The 19,178-nt window shown below is 61.3% G+C and carries 19 protein-coding genes; 9 read left to right on the top strand and 10 right to left on the bottom strand.

Annotated features, from left to right (window positions below; all coding sequences use genetic code 11):
* Positions 1–33: 33 nt before the first annotated feature.
* Both ABHV46_RS06955 and nth read right to left on the bottom strand, forming a co-directional pair.
* A complete protein-coding gene (locus ABHV46_RS06955; RefSeq protein ID WP_438383980.1) occupies positions 34–321 on the bottom strand; it encodes a DUF1330 domain-containing protein in 288 nt (95 codons plus the stop codon).
* On the bottom strand, positions 318–977 hold the full coding sequence (nth, locus tag ABHV46_RS06950) for an endonuclease III (protein ID WP_438384301.1): 660 nt from the start codon (positions 975–977) through the stop codon (positions 318–320). Before nth ends, ABHV46_RS06955 begins: the two co-directional genes overlap by 4 nt.
* 101 nt (positions 978–1,078) lie before the next feature.
* On the opposite strand from nth, the gene ABHV46_RS06945 reads away from it, so the two are divergent.
* Both ABHV46_RS06945 and ABHV46_RS06940 read left to right on the top strand, forming a co-directional pair.
* Positions 1,079–2,947, top strand: a complete 1,869-nt coding sequence (locus tag ABHV46_RS06945) for an ABC transporter ATP-binding protein (RefSeq protein WP_438383978.1) — start codon at positions 1,079–1,081, stop codon at positions 2,945–2,947.
* A gap of 77 nt (positions 2,948–3,024) precedes the next feature.
* On the top strand, positions 3,025–3,654 hold the full coding sequence (locus tag ABHV46_RS06940; RefSeq protein ID WP_438383974.1) for a LysE family translocator: 630 nt from the start codon (positions 3,025–3,027) through the stop codon (positions 3,652–3,654).
* Here the strand turns inward: ABHV46_RS06940 and ABHV46_RS06935 are convergent.
* The 4 genes from ABHV46_RS06935 to ABHV46_RS06920 form a co-directional block, all read right to left on the bottom strand.
* Positions 3,637–4,350, bottom strand: coding sequence for a hypothetical protein (locus ABHV46_RS06935; RefSeq protein WP_438383971.1), 714 nt, complete (start codon positions 4,348–4,350; stop codon positions 3,637–3,639). The two genes, ABHV46_RS06940 and ABHV46_RS06935, sit on opposite strands and share 18 nt — an antisense overlap.
* A gap of 19 nt (positions 4,351–4,369) precedes the next feature.
* A complete protein-coding gene (rdgB, locus tag ABHV46_RS06930) occupies positions 4,370–4,987 on the bottom strand; it encodes an RdgB/HAM1 family non-canonical purine NTP pyrophosphatase (protein WP_438383969.1) in 618 nt (205 codons plus the stop codon).
* The gene (gene rph / locus ABHV46_RS06925) at positions 4,984–5,715 is read right to left on the bottom strand and encodes a ribonuclease PH (RefSeq protein ID WP_336946343.1); all 732 of its coding nucleotides are present in this window, start codon (positions 5,713–5,715) and stop codon (positions 4,984–4,986) included. The genes rdgB and rph overlap by 4 nt, the downstream gene beginning before the upstream one ends.
* A 106-nt stretch (positions 5,716–5,821) precedes the next feature.
* Positions 5,822–6,610, bottom strand: a complete 789-nt coding sequence (locus ABHV46_RS06920) for an MOSC domain-containing protein (protein WP_438383966.1) — start codon at positions 6,608–6,610, stop codon at positions 5,822–5,824.
* A gap of 81 nt (positions 6,611–6,691) precedes the next feature.
* Here ABHV46_RS06920 and hrcA point away from each other — a divergent pair, with 81 nt between their 5' ends.
* Together hrcA and ABHV46_RS06910 are read left to right on the top strand one after the other, a co-directional pair.
* Positions 6,692–7,738 (top strand): heat-inducible transcriptional repressor HrcA, encoded by a 1,047-nt coding sequence (gene hrcA / locus ABHV46_RS06915; protein ID WP_336946341.1) that lies wholly within the window; start codon positions 6,692–6,694, stop codon positions 7,736–7,738.
* Between the two features lie 88 nt (positions 7,739–7,826).
* Positions 7,827–8,057, top strand: coding sequence for a (2Fe-2S)-binding protein (locus ABHV46_RS06910; RefSeq protein ID WP_438383964.1), 231 nt, complete (start codon positions 7,827–7,829; stop codon positions 8,055–8,057).
* 119 nt (positions 8,058–8,176) lie between these two features.
* Here the strand turns inward: ABHV46_RS06910 and bfr are convergent, their stop codons facing one another.
* Together bfr and ABHV46_RS06900 are read right to left on the bottom strand one after the other, a co-directional pair.
* On the bottom strand, positions 8,177–8,668 hold the full coding sequence (gene bfr / locus ABHV46_RS06905) for a bacterioferritin (protein ID WP_025885276.1): 492 nt from the start codon (positions 8,666–8,668) through the stop codon (positions 8,177–8,179).
* Between the two features lie 328 nt (positions 8,669–8,996).
* On the bottom strand, positions 8,997–10,820 hold the full coding sequence (locus ABHV46_RS06900; RefSeq protein ID WP_438383961.1) for a DEAD/DEAH box helicase: 1,824 nt from the start codon (positions 10,818–10,820) through the stop codon (positions 8,997–8,999).
* Between the two features lie 255 nt (positions 10,821–11,075).
* On the opposite strand from ABHV46_RS06900, the gene ABHV46_RS06895 reads away from it, so the two are divergent.
* A complete protein-coding gene (locus ABHV46_RS06895; RefSeq protein WP_438383957.1) occupies positions 11,076–13,238 on the top strand; it encodes an FUSC family protein in 2,163 nt (720 codons plus the stop codon).
* 152 nt (positions 13,239–13,390) lie between these two features.
* Positions 13,391–14,350: a sugar phosphate isomerase/epimerase family protein gene (locus ABHV46_RS06890; RefSeq protein WP_438383954.1), complete on the top strand. Its 960-nt coding sequence runs from the start codon at positions 13,391–13,393 to the stop codon at positions 14,348–14,350.
* 87 nt (positions 14,351–14,437) lie between these two features.
* Here the strand turns inward: ABHV46_RS06890 and ABHV46_RS06885 are convergent, their stop codons facing one another.
* Together ABHV46_RS06885 and ABHV46_RS06880 are read right to left on the bottom strand one after the other, a co-directional pair.
* On the bottom strand, positions 14,438–15,085 hold the full coding sequence (locus ABHV46_RS06885; RefSeq protein WP_438383951.1) for a class I SAM-dependent methyltransferase: 648 nt from the start codon (positions 15,083–15,085) through the stop codon (positions 14,438–14,440).
* 80 nt (positions 15,086–15,165) lie between these two features.
* Positions 15,166–15,792: a hypothetical protein gene (locus ABHV46_RS06880; RefSeq protein WP_438383950.1), complete on the bottom strand. Its 627-nt coding sequence runs from the start codon at positions 15,790–15,792 to the stop codon at positions 15,166–15,168.
* A gap of 110 nt (positions 15,793–15,902) precedes the next feature.
* On the opposite strand from ABHV46_RS06880, the gene dapF reads away from it, so the two are divergent.
* From dapF to ftsY, 3 genes are read left to right on the top strand one after another with little or no spacing between them, the layout of a single operon-like run.
* Positions 15,903–16,688 (top strand): diaminopimelate epimerase, encoded by a 786-nt coding sequence (gene dapF / locus ABHV46_RS06875; RefSeq protein ID WP_438383948.1) that lies wholly within the window; start codon positions 15,903–15,905, stop codon positions 16,686–16,688.
* Positions 16,685–17,929: a tRNA (N(6)-L-threonylcarbamoyladenosine(37)-C(2))-methylthiotransferase MtaB gene (gene mtaB, locus ABHV46_RS06870; protein ID WP_438383946.1), complete on the top strand. Its 1,245-nt coding sequence runs from the start codon at positions 16,685–16,687 to the stop codon at positions 17,927–17,929. Before dapF ends, mtaB begins: the two co-directional genes overlap by 4 nt.
* Before the next feature lies 1 nt (position 17,930).
* Positions 17,931–18,869: a signal recognition particle-docking protein FtsY gene (gene ftsY, locus ABHV46_RS06865; protein ID WP_438383943.1), complete on the top strand. Its 939-nt coding sequence runs from the start codon at positions 17,931–17,933 to the stop codon at positions 18,867–18,869.
* Positions 18,870–19,178: the final 309 nt, after the last annotated feature.

The raw sequence follows: 19,178 nt of genomic DNA, 5'->3' as shown, positions 1-19,178 counted from the left end.
ATCGGATCGGAGAGACTTTCTGCGCAAGAGCGTTCAGACGCCTTCGACGAGCGTGGCGCGATATTTGGCGCCCAGAAAGCGATGCTCGCGAACCTTGCGATACGCGTCGCCGTCATACCAGGCGAGCGCTGCCTCACGATCGGGGAATTCGACCAGTACGACGCCTTCGGGTTCAGACCCTTCGAGAGCCTGCTGTGCGCCATAGGCCGCCAGAATCTTGATCGGATGGCCCTTGAAAGTATCGTGGACGAGGCGCGAATAGGTCGCCATCTCCTCGGGGTTCAGCATCTCTTCACGGGTAAAAACGATATACGTGCTCATGCAAGCTCTCCTTTTCGATCCAGAATCTGGGTCTTGAGCGGGAAAAGACAAGGCGTGAAGGCAACGCAGCGCCAGCATTCGGGGCTGCGTGCCTTGCAGACATAGCGCCCATGCAGAATGAGCCAGTGATGCGACGGGCGCAGCATGTCCGGCGGAATGCGCTTGATCAGCCCATCTTCGACAGCCCTTGTGGTCTTGCCGGGTGCCAGCCCAGTGCGATTGCCCAGCCTGAAGATATGCGTATCGACCGCCATGGCGCTTTCGCCGAACATGACATTGAGCACCACGCTGGCCGTTTTGCGCCCCACCCCTGCCAGGGCCTCCAGTGCGGCTCGGTCGGCGGGGACGTTTCCCTCGTGCAGGGCCAGAAGCTGTTCGGAGAGTTTGAGAACGTTCTTCGCCTTGGCGCGCCACAGCCCGATGGTACGTATATGCGCAGCAATACCCTCTTCACCGAGCGCGACCATCGCGGCCGGATCGGGTGCGTCGGCAAAGAGTCCCGCCGTGACCTTGTTGACCGATTTATCGGTCGCCTGCGCCGAAAGCACCACCGCGACCAGAAGCGAGAAAGCATCGCTATAGTCGAGTTCGCTCTCGGCATCGGGATTTGCCTCGGCGAGCAAGGTAATGAAATCGCGCGCCTGCGCACGTGTCATGGCCCGTTTGGCCGAAGGAAGAGACATCAGAACCGTTTCGTCATGTTGCATAAGAGCGCCTGAGTCCCCACAATAGGCGCTTCCCGATCAAGACTTCCAGTATGCCCGCCCGGTCGCATCATCCGGCGGAGGAGCTTTCTTTCGTGTCCGATACCGACCAGAGCGCCCCGAATAAGGGTGAGAAACAACGCGACATTGCCTTTGTCGATATCGTGCGCTTTGTCATGCGCCGCTGGTTGGAGCATCCGGCCTTTCTGACGCGCACCCTCATGGGCATCGCGCTGGCTACGATTGCGGATGTCGCAACCCCGGTGCTTTCGGGGCGCCTCGTGACCGATATTTCGAGCCATGCGGGCGGGGCTCCGCATGATTCGGGCCAACTCGCGCTGCGCAACGACGCCCTGCTGATGGTGGGCGGGCTGATCGCGCTGGGGCTGGTCGGGCTGCTCGGACGCCGGTCTTCCTATCTCGGTATCACCCATCTGAGCTTGGCCATCATGCAGCGTGCCCTGTCTCAGGGCTTTGCGCGGGTGCAGCGCTTTTCGACCGACTGGCACGCCAATAATTTTGCGGGCTCCACGGTGCGCAAGCTGACGCGTGGCATGTGGGCCATCGACACGCTGGACGATACGCTGCTTCTGCTGATCGCGCCTGAGGTTCTGGTCCTGACCGGGACCACACTGGTGCTGGCCTGGCACTCGCCGTTCATGGGCGCCGTTCTTGCTCTTTCGGTTGTGCTGTTCACATGGCTCTCTGTCGTGCTCACCTTGCGCTATGTCGCGCCCTCGGCGCGGGCGGCTAATCGCTGGGACACGAAAGTGGGCGCGGCGATCGCCGACGCTGTGACGTGCAACGCCGTGGTCAAGGCATTCGGGGCGGAGCGTCGCGAAGAGCGTCGTCTGAGCCGCGCCCTGAAAGCCTGGAGCGGCCGTACGTCGCGTACCTGGATCAGGGGCACCAACAGCGCCAATCTTCAGGGTCTGGCCTCGCTGGCAATGCGTATGCTGCTGGTCGCGCTGATTGTCTGGCAATGGTGGCAGGGCAAGGCTGGCCCCGGTGACGTGGCCTATGTGTTGACCATGGTCTTTCTGGTGCAGGGTTATCTCCGCGATCTGGGCCAACAGGTCAGTCAGGTCCAGCGTTCGGTAAACGAAATGGAAGAGCTGGTCGCGATTTTCGATCAGGCGCCGGGCGTCCAGGATAGCAAGGGCGCCAAGAAAGCAGCGTTTACAAAGGGACGCGTGCGTTTTGAAAACGTGACCTTCCAGTATGCCGGTCAGGACACGCCACTCTACGAAAATCTCGATGTCTCGATCGAGCCCGGGTCGCGTGTGGCGCTGGTGGGGCCTAGCGGGTCTGGCAAGACAACCTTCACCAAGCTCATACAGCGCCTCTACGATACGAATGAAGGGCGCGTGCTGATCGATGATGTCAGTGTGCGCGACGTCACGCAGGAGTCGCTTCGAGCGCGCATCGCAATCGTGCCGCAGGAACCGATGCTGTTTCATCGCTCGCTGGCCGAAAACATTGCCTATGCCCGTCCCGGCGCGACACAGGCCGAGATAGAGCGGGCGGCGCAACTCGCCAATGCGAGTGCCTTTATCGAGCGTCTGCCCGAGGGCTATGCCACGCTGGTTGGCGAACGCGGGGTCAAGCTTTCGGGGGGCGAGCGCCAACGCGTTGCCATTGCCCGCGCCTTTCTGGCCGATGCTCCGCTGCTGATTTTCGACGAGGCCACTTCGAGCCTCGACTCCGAGTCAGAAGTTCTGGTTCAGGACGCGATGCACCGCCTTATGGCCGGACGTACCGTCATTGTCGTGGCGCATCGTCTTTCCACGGTCATGGAACTCGACCGTATTCTCGTCTTCAGCAAGGGAAAGCTGATGGAAGACGGCACTCATGGTGCACTGGTCCAGCGCGACGGTGGCATATACCGCCGCCTGTTCGAGCTTCAATCGCTCGAGGGCTGAGTGCGGTGATGAAAAACGCATGAGGCATGGTAATCTGCCATTCTGACATCTGACCTGGGAGAGGATTGGCTTTTATCATGACCATGCAGACCTGGTGGCTTTTCGTGGTCACGGTTTTCTTCATCTCGGCAACGCCGGGACCGAACATGATGCATGCTTTGAGCCGTAGCGTTCAGGTCGGATTTCGGCGCAGTATTGCGGCCATGGCCGGGTGTATCTCGGCACTAATGCTTGCGCTCGTGCTGTCGATGGTCGGCATCGGCGCCGTGTTGACGGCCATGCCGCGTCTGTTCGACGTGATTCGTTATGCGGGGGCGGCCTATCTGGTCTACCTTGGCATCAAGGCGTGGCGGGCAGACGATGCGCCTGAAACAGGCGCCGACAACACCCGGCCCGAAACAAGGGCCAGCGGCTGGAGCCTTTACCGCAATGGTTTTCTGGTCGGGATCAGCAATCCCAAATTACTGCTTTTCGCAGCAGCGTTCTTTCCGCAGTTCATCGATCATCATAAGCCGGTTCTGCCGCAATTCGGCATTCTGCTCGTGACCTATCTGTTTTCCGATGGGTTCTGGCTATCGCTCTATGGTCTGGGCGGCCATTCGCTATCGCGCTTCCTGAGCCGGAGGCCGGTCAGACGGGCTTTCAACCGCCTGACCGCGATCGTCTTCGTCGCGTTCGGCGTTGTTATCTTACGTGCGAAGGCCTGATTGAGCCGTGCCATGGCGTGCGCTCAATCCGGTCAGGGTAACCGATATGGTATCGGGCGTCGTGCCGATATCTTCCACGACATGAGCGCCGGTACGAAACACGACAGGAATGGACAGGGCCTGACGAGACAGATGTAGCTGGCTCTGCGTTCCGTTGACCATGGTGGCGACCTGCCCATCGGGAAGGGTCTGTAACCCGATATGCGCTGTATGTGTCGCGTCGATCGTGCCGATCGCCACACCATTGGCAGGCGCATTGTCGATCATCCCCCGCAGCACCACACGGTCGCCATCGACAACCAGTCGGAGCAGCGGCGCGTTGTCGTTATCCGGGCCGAGTTCGGCCAGAACGACCTGACCCGATTTGGGAAAGCGATCGATATGCAATGTCGCATCGAGTGCGGCAGGGGCGTCCTGCACACGCCAGATGTGGTTTTCCGAAAGCTCCGTGCGGGGTTGGCGGGCATGATAGGCTGTCGGTTTGCGTGCGTCGCTGCTCAGCGTGATACCACCCGGAACCAGACGATAGGACGGGCTCGAAGCAGTAGCCAAGGTTGAAGCGGGCTGCACCGAGATGCTGAAAGGCCGCGTTTCGCGTAGTTCGAACCCGGTCGGGTCGAAAACCGGCGCGGCGAGTGCCGTCGCCATGAAAGGAGCAAGCGCACAGGCAGCGAGGAAAAACGGGCTTGTCTTCATGACGAGAACTCCGGGTAGATCAAACAGGGTTCGTGCTGACGCAGGTTTCCAGAAACCGGGCCAACGCGCGACCGCGATGACTGGTCGCATTCTTCTCATCGGATGAGAGTTCGGCAAAACTGCGGCAATCGCCTTGCGGGATAAACATGGGATCGTAGCCATGCCCATGCTCGCCACGCGGCGGCCAGCAGATAGCGCCCTCGCAGCGTCCCTCGGCGAAGCGGGTCGTACCATCGGGCCAGGCAAGACAGAGCACGGCCACGAAAGCCGCCTGCTTGTCCGGTGAGTCGCCCATTTCGTCATGCACGCGCTGCATGGCGATCTGCATATTGCCACCCGGCCCGGCCCAGCGTGCCGAATAGATGCCGGGGCGTCCCCCGAGTGCCGAGACGCAGAAACCGGAATCGTCCGAGAGGGCGGGCAATCCAGTCGCCTTCGCCGCGGCCAGCGCCTTGATGGCGGCGTTGCCCTCGAAGCTGTCTGCCGTTTCTTCCGGCTCGGCCAGGCCGAGTTCGCCAGCCAAGACGATCTCGATACCTGTTGCAGCCAGAAGCGCGCGAAATTCAACCAGCTTGCCCTTGTTATGGCTGGCGAGCACGATGCGCTCGCCCCTGTTCAGGCGCCGTTCGCTGCTCATGCAACGCTCTCGAGTGCAGCGCGCTGAATTTCGAACAGACGCGCCGTGCCGGTCTTGGCGAGTGCCATAAGGGCGTTGAATTCGGCCTCGCTGAACGGGGCATCTTCAGCGGTGCCCTGAATTTCGACGATGCCGCCTTCGCTGGTCAGCACGAAATTCGTGTCTGCCTGGGCAGAGCTGTCTTCGACATAGTCGAGATCCAGCACCGGGCCAGCTTCGGTCAGGCCGCAGGAAACGGCGGCAACCTGCGCACGCAGAGGCGAGCGCTTGAGCGTGCCAGCCTTGATCTGCTTGTCGAGTGCAATGGCAAGGGCCACCCAGGCGCCGGTGATGGCGGCGCAACGCGTGCCGCCATCGGCATTGAGCACGTCGCAATCGAGGGTGATGGTCATTTCGCCAAGGGCGCGCAGATCGACGCAGGCGCGCAGGGCACGACCGATCAGACGCTGGATTTCCTGCGTGCGGCCCGATTGCTTGCCCTTGGCGGCTTCGCGATTGCCACGCGTATGGGTGGCGCGGGGCAGCATGCCGTATTCGGCGGTGATCCAGCCCTGGCCCTGACCGCGCAGGAAAGGCGGTACGCGGTTTTCAATCGAGGCGGCGCAAAGCACTTCGGTGCCGCCAACGCGGATCAGCACCGAGCCTTCGGCATGGCGAGCGAAGCCGGGCTCGATCGAGACGGCGCGGTTTTCATCGGCCTTGCGGCCGGACGGACGGGTGCTGGACATGATTTTCTCTCTGGTTACGGTCGCAGTGACGCTGTTGGGGAGCAGCCTTAGCGCGTCATGCCCCGATTGACAAAAGCGCCAGCCCGCAAAACGGCGTGCGCGCGTCTCAGGCGAGGCACTCGATCCGGTCACCCAGTCTGATGGCGCCGCCCCGGCGAATAAGGGCGTTCTGTCCGAACATGACGCCGCCCGGCTGGTGGCGAAACCGGGTCATGGTCCTGAGCGGCTCGCGTGGCACGGGAATGGCGCCGGTTTCCTGATCTATGGTCGTGACGATGCAGCGGCTGCATGGCTTGACCAGTTCGAGTTCGACCGCGCCGATTTTCAGAATGCGCCACCCATCCTCCGCCCAGGGCGTGTCTGAGTCGACCACGATATTGGGTCTGAACCGCTCCATCGGCACGGGCTGCTCGAGACGGTCATTCAGATCGGTGAGAGAGGCGGTGTTGGTCACGAGCAGCGGGAAACCGTCGGCAAAGCTGACACTGCCGAATTCAGCCGGTCGGGCGCTTTCGGGGGCAGCCATATAAACGAGGCGGCATGGCGTTTCGAGAAAGGCGCTTACCCAGTCTGCCGCCTGATCCCCCGCATCGCGTGCCTCGATATCCCGGTCTTTCCACACGCTGACGCGCGCAAGCGGCGCGTCCGGTCCCGGTGGCGCGAGCTTGAGTGGCATGACGGTGCCGCCCGTCAGATGCAGGTTCTCGCCTTCGAGTGCCGTGACGATGCGGGCCATGGCGGGATGCTGGCGCTGGGTCATGAATTTGCCCTCGGGATCAACCACCAGCCAGCGTCGGTCGCCTTTTGGCCCCCAAGGCTCCAGATCGAGCCCCGGAACCTCTATGCGATGCAGGCTTTTGACTGGATGGATGTATAAGGCGGCAATACGGGTCACGAGCACGACTCCAGATCCGGTGTGGGACGGCAACAGGACCATGGCCCTTTCAGCCGGGCAGGTCACGCGAAAGGGCTGGGCATGATCGATCTCTCAAGCCTGCCGGGCGGTATGGACGCCCGTTCGGCCAAGGTCCTGCGTGAAATCGTCGAGCATTACATGGAGACGGGCGACCCGGTTGCTAGCAAGACGCTGGCCCAGCGTCTGACGCCCTCGCTTTCTTCTGCGACCATTCGCAATGTCATGGCCGAGCTGACCCAGGCTGGCCTGTTGTTCAGCCCCCATGTTTCGGCGGGGCGTCTGCCGACAGAGAAAGGGGTCCGCCTTTTCGTGGATGGCCTGCTGCAGTTCGGCGCGCTGGATGACACCGAGCGCGCCCATATTGCCGGTCGGCTGGCGCTCAGGGGGCGCTCGATGCAGGAGACGCTCGCCGAGGCTTCATCGATGCTCTCGGGACTTTCAGCGGCAGCGGGACTGGTTTTGGCCCCCAAAGGTGACGGGGCGCTCAAGCATATCGAATTCGTGGCGCTCGGACCGGGCAAGGCGCTCGTGATTCTGGTTGCGGCAGATGGACAGGTCGAAAACCGCGTGATCGAGACGCCGCCCGGTCTGCCCCCTTCGGCGCTTGTGGAGGCGGGGAATTATCTGAATTCGCTGCTCGGCGATGTCACGCTCACGGCGCTACGCCAGCGCGTTGCGGCTAATCTTCAACAGAACCGCTCCGATCTGGATTCGCTTGCCGCCAGCGTGATCGAAAGCGGGCTGGCTATGTGGGACGAACAGCACGGCACGCTTTATCTGCGGGGGCAGGGCAATCTGCTGACGGATATTACCGAGATCGAAAAGCTCACGACCATCCAGATGCTTTTCGAGCGGCTCGAAGCGCAGGAGACCATGCTGCGCCTTTTGCAACTGGCGCAGGATTCGGATGGGGTGCGCATCTATATCGGTGCGGAAAGCGGGTTTTTCGGTATGTCAGGCGTCTCGATGGTGGTGGCCCCCGCCCGTAACGAAAATAACCGCATCGTCGGCGCTATCGGGGTGATCGGGCCTACACGCCTCAATTACGGACGCATCGTGCCGGTAGTGGATTATACGGCGCGTGTGATCGGACGCTTGCTGAGCTGACATGATTTTTAAGAATTACTCGCAATTTTCAGTTGCGACTGGTTCTCATACGCTGTTACGGTTGGGCCGTTCTGGAGTGGAATGGCTGATGATCGTCTGTTCGTGTAACGCCCTGACCAATCATGATATCGCCGACGCCGTTCGTCGGGGCGCTTCACGGCCGAAAGAGGTCTACGCGTCGAAAGGGTGCAAGGCGCAATGCGGCAATTGCGTGCCGGGTGTGGTGTGCGCCCTGCGCAGCCTCGTGCGCGAGCGTAAGGAAAACGCCCATCTGTTCCAGCAGGCTGAACAGGGCGCAGGAGCAGCCGCTTTCGCCTGAACGCTCTCACCGGAAATCAGACATGAAAAAACCCGGCAAGCCGTAAGGCTGCCGGGTTTTTTCGTCATTTACGCGTCGTCTCCTGAGCCACACCGAAAGGCGCTGGCGGGAGAAGCGTCTTACTCTGCGGTCTGCTCGGGAGCAGGCGAGGAGTTCAGCGTGATATAGCGCTGGATGCCAACCTGCTTGATCAGATCGAACTGACGATCGATGAAGTCTTCATGCTCTTCCTCATTGGCGAGGATGCGGATCAGCAGGTCACGCGACACGTAGTCACGCACGCTTTCGCAATAGGCGATGCCTTCGCGCAGATCGGCCAGAGCCTTCTCTTCGAGCTTCAGATCGCAAGCCAGAATTTCCTCGACGCTTTCGCCGATCAGGATCTGGTTCAGGCGCTGCACGTTCGGCAGGCCGCCGAGATACAGGATGCGCTCGATCAGCCAGTCGGCATGACGCATCTCTTCGATGGACTCGTCATATTCCTTCTTGCCCAGCTTGGTCACGCCCCAATGATTGAGCGTGCGGGCATGAAGGAAATACTGGTTGATGGCGGTCAGTTCGTTCGTCAGCTGAATGTTCAGATGCTCGACGACTTTCGGGTCTTTCAGCATGGGATGCTCCTTTCTCTGTCCTGTTGCGACAGGACGGCGCATGGCCGCCCGTGACAGGCTGTGTGACGCTGTTCAAGCATGGAACAGAATGCAGTGCAACAGAAATAACGAAGATAATAATTCCAGTATCGAAGTTGAGAATCACTCTCTTTATTTCTACAGACTCAATAAACGAAGTTGATTTTCAGTCGCAACAAATCGCCATATTCTGGTATCGTTTCGCACAACGAAAAACGCCCCGCTTGTGGCAGGGCGTTTCAGGGGGGCGAAGCCCCATTTTTGGCAGTTTTCTGCGCCTCGCTCCGTTGAGAGCGAGGCTGGCTATCGATCAGTAGCGCTTGCGCGAAGAGCCCTTGCCGTTGCCGACGCCGCTGCTTTTGCGGAAGGCCGGACGATCGCCGCCGCGATCACCACCGCGCTCTCCGCCACGGTCGCCCCCACGATCACCACCGCGGAAGCCGCCCTTCCCACGAGGGGCGAATCCACCTTCACGCGGGCGGCGCGGGCCGCGCGGCGGGGCAGACGGGCCTGTCGGGGCGGACGCGGGCTCGATCTTGGCTTCGTCGGCATCGGCACCGGCAACGCAGGAGCGGAAGCGCTCGGCGCTGTCAGGCGCGATTTCGAAGAGGGTGTGATCCGTGTCGATATGGATCGCGCCGATCTCGCTCTTGGTCACGCCGCCCAGGCGGCAGATCAGGGGCACCAGCCATTTCGGATCGGCGCGCTCCGTGCGACCGATGGCGAGGCTGAACCATTCGCCGCCCATGCGATCGACGCGGCCGGTGAACTCGCGTGGCGCGCGATCGTCACGCATGCCGCGGGCAGGGGCCTCGACGTTGACGGGGCGGATATTCTCGACGCTCGGCAGACGGCTTTTGTAAAGGCGCACCAGAGCGGTCGCGAGCTGATGCGAGTCGTGGGCATTGGCGAGCTGTGCTGCCAGCACGTCTTCGGCGGCCTCTGACGGCGCGAACAGCGTCTGGTCTTCCATCAGGCGCTTGGCGTCCTGCTCGAGAATCGCATCTGCCGAGGGGACGCTTTCCCATTCGGCATTGCTGATCTTGGCCATGGTGAGCAGACGTTCAGCCTTGCGACGCTGGCTCAGCGGCACCATGACCACGCAGGTGCCCTTGCGGCCAGCACGACCCGTACGGCCCGAGCGATGCAGCAGGGTTGCGGCTTCGCTTGGCATGTTGGCGTGAATGACGAGAGACAGCGCCGGAACGTCGATGCCGCGTGCAGCGACGTCAGTGGCCACGCAGACGCGGGCCACGCCCGAGCGCAGGGCTTCAATGGCGCGCGAGCGCTCGTTCTGGCCCATTTCGCCTGAAATGGCGACGGAGGCGAAGCCACGCTCGACCAGAGCTGCCTGCACCTGCGCGACCATGGCGCGGGTATTGCAGAACAGCATGGCTGTCGGGCTCTCGTAGAAACGCAGCACGTTGACGATGCCACGACCGATATCGTTGGGCGATGTCAGCACGCATTTATAGGTGATGTCGTCATGCTGCTTCGAGGTCGAGACAGTATTGATACGCTCGGCGTTCTTCTGGAAGCGGCGCGCCAGATTGGCGATTTCCTTGGCAATCGTCGCCGAGAAAAGCAGCGTGCGGCGCTCGACCGGTGCGGCGTCGAGAAGCTGCTCCAGCTCGTCACGAAAGCCCAGATCGAGCATTTCGTCGGCTTCGTCCATCACGATGACGCGCAGATCGGCCAGGTTGAGCGCGCCACGCGACAGATGGTCGCACAGACGGCCCGGCGTGCCGACAACGATATGAGCCCCATTCGACAGGTTGCGCGCTTCACGACGGGCATCGGTGCCGCCAATGCAGCTCACGATGCGGGCGCCGGTCTCGGCATAGAGCCATTGCAGCTCGCTCTGGACCTGAAGGGCCAGTTCGCGCGTCGGTGCGATCACCAGCGCCATCGGGCTGTTGACGGGCGGCAGGCGTTCGCTACCTTCGGGGATCAGCGTCGGGGCGAAGGCGAGGCCGAAGGCCACCGTCTTGCCGGATCCTGTCTGGGCGGAAACGAGCAGATCCCGTGTTTCGAGGCCCGGCTGCAGCACGGCTTCCTGCACGGCGGTCGGCGTTTCATATCCGCGTGCCGCCAGAGCGCGACTGAGAGACGGGACGGTATCGGGAAAAGGCATGCGGTTCGGACTCGATCAGGATCTTGCGAAGAGAGAACGCCGTTACAGGGCTGCGCTGTGTCGAGCGTGGCTCGCGGCGTAAGGAAGGCGGTCAATAGAGAATATGCGGGCTTAAATCTAGGATTAAACGGCAGCGAGGCTGAAAACGCTTCTCTTCGAGATGTGACCCGGTATTCGCCCAATATATGGGCAATCGCCGATGATTTGAAGCGATAGCCTTCATGCGAAGTCTAAAATTCGGGTAAGACGCCGGGCATGATCGCCGATTTCCTCGCCCGCCAGAACCAGATGCTCTCGCGTCTGAAGGGCCGTGCCTGGCCGTTCAAATGGCTTTGGGCCCCGAGCGGCAATGCTTTCGAGTTCGCTCTGCGCAATACAATTGCCTCCATGATCGCTCTGGGTATCGCCTTCTGGATGGAGCTGGGCGAGCCTCAATGGGCTGCGATGACGGTATGGATCACGGCGCAAGGCTCACGCGGCGAAAGTCTCTCCAAGGGGCGGTGGCGTCTGGTCGGCACGCTGCTTGGCATGATCGGGGCGGTTGCGCTGGTTTCGGCTTTTCCGCAGGCGCCCTGGCTGTTTATCCCGGCGCTCGCTCTCTGGGCTGGCATCTGCACCGGGCTGGCAACACTTTTGCAGAATTTCCGTGCCTATGCCTTTGTGCTGGCGGCCTATACCTGCGCTATTATCGCTACCAGTGCGCTGAGTGCGCCAGACCATGTGTTCGAGATCGCCATGGCGCGCGGGACCTATATCGTGCTGGGCGTGGTGTGCGAGATGGTGGCGGGGCTCGTCTTTTCCGCATCGCTCGCCATCAAGGCGCGTCGCACCATGCGGGGCTGGCTGATGGAGGGCATAGCGGCGGCTTCTCTTGTGATCAGCGACGTGCTCGATGGGGCGGCGCCGCCTGAGAAGGCCATCCGCGCGGTGTTCAGCCGCACACTCGAGCTCAACGAGCAGCTCGAATTCACCGTGGTAGAGGTCGGTCGAAGCGATCATGCCGTGGCCTGTGCCTATGCCACGATCGGCATTCTCTCGAAAATCGTCTCGCGCGGGCTCGGCATGCAGGCGCGTCTTTCAGCAGCGCCGGTGCTTTCGCCCCAGGTTCGCACCGCCCTGAGTGAGGCGGCGGCCTTCACCAAGGGGGTATCGGATCATCTCGGCGATGAGGCAACGATTGCGGCGCTAAGACGCGATCTTTCGCTATTGCAGGAGCGCTGCGACACGCTTTATCGGCGGGCGGACGGTCATCCGGAAGAATATGAGGATTTTGCCCCTGATGACAGGATAATCCTGCATGGCATTCGTCTCATTCTGGAAGAATACGAAACTCTTCTGATCTATTTCGAAGCGCGCCCGAGCGAGGCCATCGCGCCCTCGCAATTCAGGCTGCGCAGGGTGATGCATCTTCATGCTGCGTTTCATAACGCCATGCGCTCTTTTGCAGCCATCTGCCTTGCGGGACTGGTCTGGGAAGTCAATGCCTGGCCGCAAGGTGCCTCGTTCATCTCGTTCATCGCCGTGGTTGTCGGGCGTTTCGCAACGACCGACAACACCGTTCTGGTCAGCAATCGCTTCTTTTACGGCGCTTGCCTCGCCGCGCTAGTGTCGATCTTGCCAGTATTTTTCGTCATCCCGACCGGCTCGGGGTTCGAGGCGCTGATCGTCGGCGTGGCACCGCTAATGTTCATCGGTGGCCTTGCCGCGCGCAATCCGGCGACCGCCACGGCGGCGGGCGCTTACAATACCTTCCTCCCCGCGCTGATCGGTCTCGATAATCACACGCGTATGGACGAACTGACCTGGTTCAACGCCACCATCGCCCTGATTCTTGGGCTCGGTGCCGGTGTGCTCGTGTTTCGCTGCATCCTGCCATTCAATATTCATCAGGTCTGTGTGCTGCTCAGGCGCCGCGCCCTGCATGGCTTGCAGCGTATCTGCGCGCCGGGGCGACGCCTGCCAGTGGAAAACCGTTGGATCGGCCTGATCACACAAGGAATGGAACGGGTCATCCGCTATGCGGGCACTCAGCTGACACCGTTTATGGAGCTTAATCTTCACGGCCTGCTTTCGGTCATGACATTAGGGCGCAATCTTCTGTTTCTGCGCCGCCTCGCTTTGCGACCGGGCTTGCCTGCCGAGCTATCGGCTATTCTTGGTGTTTTCTTCAAGGGGCTTGGGTCGCAGCTTCTGCGTACCCCGACGATGAAGCGGGCAGCGTTTACAGCTAGGCTCGAGACGGCCATTGCAATCCTTCGCGAAGAAGCTGCTGTTGCCGAAGTTACAGATCAGCCGGCCTATTCGGAAGCACTCGGCAGTCTGCTGATCGTGCAGCATGAATGGGTGGGTAACCAGTTGTGGCTGAATGACAGGTGTTTTCGTCATGCTTTGCAGCGGGCACGTGCCCGACAAGGCTAGGGTGCCTCGAAGACAACAGATAGATCACAGCCATATGATAAAAGAATAACGAATTAATGTTCCGATTCTTGTCTTGGATGGGAATATAAATTCTCGTGTTGCACGGTGCTGCCCGCAGGGCGGCCCGAATTCACAGGAATGGTGACCGCATCATGAAGATCGGATTTGTTTCTGACAGTCTTGGGGCTCTCTCCTTTGAAGAAATGCTCGATCAGGCCGTTGCGCTTGGCGTTTCTGGGGTGGAGATCAATACGGGGGGCTGGTCACGGGCGCCCCATCTCGATCTGCCTCAGCTCAGGCAGAGCCCCGCCGCCCGCCGGAGCTTTCTGCAAGCTTTCGGGAGCCGCGGGCTCGAGATTATTGCGCTTAACGTCAACGGTAATCCGCTTCACCCCGTCGATCGTAGGCAGAGCGATGCGCTTTATGAGACGGTGAGGCTGGCCGCTGACCTCGGCATCACCAAAATCTGCACAATGTCAGGTCTGCCCGAGGGACAGGAGGGCGACCGTCTGCCCAATTGGGTGGTCAGTTCCTGGCCGCCCGAGGGGCAGGTTGCCAAGGAATGGCAGTTCAAAGAGAGGCTTCTGCCTTATTGGGAAAAGCTGCTCGACATGGCCCCGCAATACGGCGTGACGCAATTCGCGCTCGAGCTGCATGGGGGGCAATGGGCCTATAACGTGCCGAATTTCCTTCGCTTGCGTGAAGCGCTCGGGCCGATGATCGGTGCCAATCTCGATCCTTCCCATATGTTCTGGATGGGTGGGGACCCGATTGCGGCGATCGACGCGCTTGGCGACGCGATCTGTCATGTTCACGCCAAGGATGCCGGATTCAATGAGGCGCGGCGCGGCGCGACCACAAATCTCGAAAACGGGCCGCTGGGTCTCCCTTCCGACCGGGCCTGGTCGTATCTGACACTTGGTTATGGCCATGACCCGCTCTGGTGGCGGCAATTCTGCTACCGCCTGCGCATGGTCGGCTATGATGGATGGCTATCCATCGAACACGAAGACCCACTTCTTGACCCGATTGAGGGCCTGACCAAATCCGTCGCCCTGCTTCGTGAGATTATGCCCGTTGCTCTGGGCGGTTTCATTCAGGCCGAGTGCTGAGCAGGTTCTGATGCGAGCGGGGAGGGACACATTCCTCGCTCGATCGGGCCGAGTGAGGGGGCGGACCTAACACCAGTGCTAATGCGTTCAGGCTGCCAGATTCTTGCGGGCGATGACGGCGTGAACCGTGTCGTTCCAGGCTGTCAGGTCTTCGGGTGGGACGACCTCGCCGGTGTCGAGATCGCCGAAGCCCGCGCGGTCGAGCAGCAGCGTGATCAGGCGGGTGCGGTCTGCGGCGTCGAGCGCCTGCCAGAGCGCAACCGCTTTCTGCGGAATGAAATTATCGGAAAAGGTGATGATGATCGGCGCGCCGGGTCGAAGAAGGCGGTTGAGTTCCTCCAACACGACCAGAGGATCGGTGAGATAGGCGAAACCGTCACACAGGCAGATGGCGTCCAGCGACTCATCGGGAAGGTCGATCTGCGGCGTTTCGTTGAGGTCCTGTTCGATGCGCTGTGTCAGGCCCGTATTGCCGTCGAGAGCGGCCTTGTTCACGTCGAGGCCGATCACGGATTCATGGCTGGCTTCTGGCGGAATATGACTGAGCGCGCCCGCCATGAGGTCAAGAATGATCCCCGAAGCCGGCAGGGTGGTCTGATAGAGCGCGCTGACGGCAGTGCGCGCGCCGACATCCATCTGGCTCGAGTCGCTTCTGCCTGCGTAGAATAGACGATCAGGGTCGCTATTGGCGCGGGTAAAGGCCGCAGGATGCAGCCCCGAAGGCGTATCAGCCATGGATAATGTCCTGTCTGTCTCAACGAGGGGTGACCGCAGGGGATGCAACCCCCGCCGCCCGTCGTCAAGTCTGACGGATGTCAGAGAGCGGCCCCGTGCCATTCGAACGGGCCGTTCGAAATGCCTGCAACGCGGGCATGGGTGTCCATCGGAATGGCCTGCTGGCGCAGCAGCGGCAACAGGATTTCGCTGACTTCCCTGTAGGGCGCCCGGGCCGCGGGTGCGGTCAGGATCACGTCATACAAGCCGAGCTTGCGATAATCGTTCAGACGAAGCGCGATTTCCTGCGGCGTGCCGATGAGCGCCGAGGCGGCGATCTGCGAAGGCAGCCCGCCCGCGATCAGGGTTTCGGCCTCTTCCCAGGCTTCTTCAGTGTTTTCGTTGAGCACGACATCGAGCGCCACGACGGAACGGGAAGGATGATCGACGATCTGCGATGGCAGACAATGCTCGTAAAGCGCCATTGTCTCGGCCACGCTGCCATCCGGGCGCAGGCGGTCGATCCCGGATCCGGTCTTGCACAGAAGATTGTGGCGCGGGGCGCTGAGGCGCAGCCAGTCGATATCCGCCTGATCGACAAGCAGACTTGACCCGGACGGTATCTGTGCAAGGCAGGTTTGCAGTTCCTCGCGTTTCATGCCCAGACATGACCAGATCAGACGCAAATGGCGTGAAGCTGCGGGCGTGTCATAGGGCGCGATGAACATGGATCTTGAATTCCTGCATCGCATGAGGCGACGCGTCGGCATGAAAATTTACGAGATGAAACCGGAGGTTTCCCGTGCCGCAACGGCGCGGACCCACTATAACAACGGTCATGATGATCCGGTTCCATAAGATGCAGGGCCTCGGCAATGACTTCGTCATTATCGACAGGCGCCACAGTCCTTTCGACGCGACATTACATACTATGTCGCAGATCTGCGACAGACGGCTTGGCGTCGGCTGCGATCAGCTCGTGCTGCTTGATGCTCCCGATCGCGAGGGCGCTGACGTAATGGTGCGGTTTTTCAATCCCGACGGGTCGGAAGCAGGTGCCTGCGGCAATGCCTCACGCTGCGTTGCGGCTCTGGTGGGCGATGCACCGGTGCTTCAGACCCGCGCCGGTCTCTTGCCCAGCTTCGTCACGGCAGAAGGCGAGATCGGCGTCGATATGGGGTGCCCCGTGCTCGACTGGCAGAACGTGCCGCTGGCAAGGGAGGTGGACACGCTCGAACTGCCCTTGCCCGGTGGACCAGCCGCCTGCTCGATGGGCAATCCCCATGCGACGTTCTTCGACGGTGTCGAGCGCGCAGGCCGCGACGGCGCCGCCCTCGAGCGCGATCCGCTTTTTCCCGAGCGGGCCAATATCGGCTGCGCAGAAATCATTGCGCGTGATGCCATCACGCTGCGCGTCTGGGAACGAGGGGCCGGGCTCACGCTTGCCTGCGGCTCCGGCGCGTGTGCGGCGGTCGTCAATGGCGTGCGCCGTGGCCTTCTCGACCGGCTTTGCAAGGTGATGATGGATGGCGGCAGTTTGCGTGTCCATTGGCGAGAAGAAGACGATCATGTGCTGATGATCGGTCCCGCCACTCATGTCTTCGAGGGGCAGTTTCCCGCATGAGCGGTGCGAAGCTCCTGACCTTCGGCTGTCGTCTCAATTTGCATGAAAGCGAACGCATGCAGGCCCTGACCGGCCATCTGGACGATGTGGTGGTGGTCAACACCTGTGCCGTCACGACGAGCGCCGAGCGACAGGCGCGTCAGGCCATCAGGCGGGCGCATCGTGAAGATCCCTCGCGGCGTATCGTGGTAACGGGGTGTGCGGCCCAGATCGCCCCGCAGAACTGGCGCAGCCTGCCTGGTGTTGCTCAGGTGATGGGCAATGCCGAAAAGCTCGAGGCGGCAAGCTGGTCGGAGCACGCGCTGAAGCAGGAAAGTAGGGTTGCCGATATCCTTTCGGCTCCGCCCGCTCCGGCATCACCCCTTGCTGAAACCGGAGGGCATGTGCGTGCCCTGCTTCAGGTTCAGCAGGGCTGCGATCATCGCTGCACCTTCTGCATCATCCCTTATGGGCGCGGCGCTTCGCGTTCGGTGCCCGTGGCCGAGGTCATTGCCCGTGCACGCCAGCTAGTCGCGGCAGGTCATCATGAAATCGTCCTGACGGGGGTGGATATTGCCTCATGGGGGCGTGACCTCGATGGCGCGCCTGCTCTGGGCGCGCTCTGTCGCGCCGTACTCGAGGCGGTGCCGGACCTGCCGCGCCTGCGTCTTTCTTCTCTCGATCCGGCCTCGGTCGATCGCGATTTGTGGTTTCTGCTCGCCGAAGAGCCGCGCTTTCTGCCTCATCTGCATCTCTCCCTTCAGGCGGCGAGTGATATGGTGCTCAAGCGTATGAAGCGCAGGCATTCGGTGCAGGATGCAGCGTCTCTGATTGAGAAAGCGCGCGTGCTGCGCCCCGATATCGCGATCGGTGCCGATCTGATTGCCGGTTTTCCGACCGAGACAGAGGCACAGGCGCAGGAGACGCTCGATTTCGTCACCCGTCACAAGCTGCCTTATCTGCACGTCTTTCCCTATAGCGAGCGCCCCGGCACCCCGGCAGCGCGCATGCCCAGCGTGCCGAATGCGCAGCGTCAGGCGCGGGCGGCGGCTTTGCGTGAGGCGGGCGAAGCCAATCGCCGCGCCTATTGGCAGGGCATGATCGGGCGCGATCTCGATGTTCTGATGGAAGGGCCAGAGCGCGGACATTCGGCCCATTTCGTGCCGGTGCGCCTCGAGGGCGGGCAGGCTGAGCGGGGCACACGCCTCACCCTGAAGGCCCATACCCTTGACGAAGCCGGGCTGGTAGCAGAGATCAACTGACATGGCTGGATTTTTCTCACGTCTCAAACAGGGGCTGACGCGCTCGACGCAGAAGCTCAACGCGGCTCTTACCCATCGCTATCTCGACGAGACGGCGTTGGAGGAACTCGAAGACGAACTGATTGCTGCCGATCTCGGCCCTGCCGTGGCCGGGCGCGTGATCGAGGAGTTTCGCAATTCGCGCTTCGGGCGCAATGTGACGACTGAGGAGATTCAGGAGGCGCTGGCGACAGAGATCGCCAATGTGCTCGAGCCTGTCGCTCAGCCTTTCGAACTCAAGACAGAGCACAAGCCGCATGTCGTGCTGGTGGTTGGCGTCAATGGCGTCGGCAAGACCACCACCATCGGCAAGATGGCCAAATGGTTCCGCGATCAGGGGCGCTTGGTCACGATGGTGGCGGGCGATACGTTCCGTGCTGCCGCAGTCGAGCAGTTGCAGGTCTGGGGTGAGCGTACCGGGGCGCCGGTCATCGCAGGCAAACCCGGCGGTGACGCGGCAGGTCTGGCCTATGAGGGCATCAAGCAGGCCCGCGAAGCAGGCACCGATCTGCTTTTCGTCGATACGGCCGGGCGCCTGCACAACAAAGGCGCGCTCATGGAAGAACTCGCCAAGATCATCCGTGTGATGAAGAAATTCGACGAGACGGCACCGCACTCGGTGCTTCTCGTGCTCGACGCCACCACCGGGCAGAACGCCATGGAGCAGGTGCGTGTCTTCCGTGAGCTCGTGAATGTCACCGGCCTCATCGTGACCAAGCTTGATGGCTCGGCGCGTGGCGGCATCGTGGTGGCCCTGGCCGATGCGTTCAAGCTACCCGTGCATCTCGTGGGCGTGGGCGAGCAGGTCGAGGATCTGCGGCCGTTCTCTGCCCAGGATTATGCGCGAGGGCTTGTTGGAGGCGCTGGCACTGATCTTGCCAGTCATCTCGTCGAAGACTAGCAAGACTGAGTTTCGCGCTTCGTGTCTCCTGTCCCAGCGGCCGCGGGTCAGGGGCATGTTGATCGACGTTGAATCCTGTAAGGCGCCAGAGGTTATTTCTGGCGCCTTTTTGTATGTACTTGGGGGGAGCCCTGGTCATCCTGTGCAGCACAGTGCAGCCTGAAACGCACAGCGTGATTCTCGTTACAAAACCGAAAAATCGTGTCTTTTCCGCAACGAACATAGACCACATGATGGGTCCTATAACGAATCATTAACGTAAAATGCGGTTTTCAAATACTTTTTAAGTTTCGATACAAATCAGACATC

The sequence above is a fragment of the Asaia sp. BMEF1 genome (assembly GCF_051628905.1).
Taxonomy (GTDB): Bacteria; Pseudomonadota; Alphaproteobacteria; order Acetobacterales; family Acetobacteraceae; genus Asaia.
Note: the sequence above shows the minus strand (reverse complement) of the source record. Positions and strands in the feature narration are given on the sequence as shown.

Coding starts and splice junctions, on each gene's coding strand:
- ABHV46_RS06955 (WP_438383980.1), bottom strand. CDS start 321: ATGAGCACGTATATCGTTTTTACCCGTGAAGAGATGCTGAACCCCGAG.
- nth (WP_438384301.1), bottom strand. CDS start 977: ATGACACGTGCGCAGGCGCGCGATTTCATTACCTTGCTCGCCGAGGCA.
- ABHV46_RS06945 (WP_438383978.1), top strand. CDS start 1,079: ATGCCCGCCCGGTCGCATCATCCGGCGGAGGAGCTTTCTTTCGTGTCC.
- ABHV46_RS06940 (WP_438383974.1), top strand. CDS start 3,025: ATGACCATGCAGACCTGGTGGCTTTTCGTGGTCACGGTTTTCTTCATC.
- ABHV46_RS06935 (WP_438383971.1), bottom strand. CDS start 4,350: ATGAAGACAAGCCCGTTTTTCCTCGCTGCCTGTGCGCTTGCTCCTTTC.
- rdgB (WP_438383969.1), bottom strand. CDS start 4,987: ATGAGCAGCGAACGGCGCCTGAACAGGGGCGAGCGCATCGTGCTCGCC.
- rph (WP_336946343.1), bottom strand. CDS start 5,715: ATGTCCAGCACCCGTCCGTCCGGCCGCAAGGCCGATGAAAACCGCGCC.
- hrcA (WP_336946341.1), top strand. CDS start 6,692: ATGATCGATCTCTCAAGCCTGCCGGGCGGTATGGACGCCCGTTCGGCC.
- ABHV46_RS06910 (WP_438383964.1), top strand. CDS start 7,827: ATGATCGTCTGTTCGTGTAACGCCCTGACCAATCATGATATCGCCGAC.
- bfr (WP_025885276.1), bottom strand. CDS start 8,668: ATGCTGAAAGACCCGAAAGTCGTCGAGCATCTGAACATTCAGCTGACG.
- ABHV46_RS06900 (WP_438383961.1), bottom strand. CDS start 10,820: ATGCCTTTTCCCGATACCGTCCCGTCTCTCAGTCGCGCTCTGGCGGCA.
- ABHV46_RS06895 (WP_438383957.1), top strand. CDS start 11,076: ATGATCGCCGATTTCCTCGCCCGCCAGAACCAGATGCTCTCGCGTCTG.
- ABHV46_RS06890 (WP_438383954.1), top strand. CDS start 13,391: ATGAAGATCGGATTTGTTTCTGACAGTCTTGGGGCTCTCTCCTTTGAA.
- ABHV46_RS06885 (WP_438383951.1), bottom strand. CDS start 15,085: ATGGCTGATACGCCTTCGGGGCTGCATCCTGCGGCCTTTACCCGCGCC.
- ABHV46_RS06880 (WP_438383950.1), bottom strand. CDS start 15,792: ATGTTCATCGCGCCCTATGACACGCCCGCAGCTTCACGCCATTTGCGT.
- dapF (WP_438383948.1), top strand. CDS start 15,903: ATGATGATCCGGTTCCATAAGATGCAGGGCCTCGGCAATGACTTCGTC.
- mtaB (WP_438383946.1), top strand. CDS start 16,685: ATGAGCGGTGCGAAGCTCCTGACCTTCGGCTGTCGTCTCAATTTGCAT.
- ftsY (WP_438383943.1), top strand. CDS start 17,931: ATGGCTGGATTTTTCTCACGTCTCAAACAGGGGCTGACGCGCTCGACG.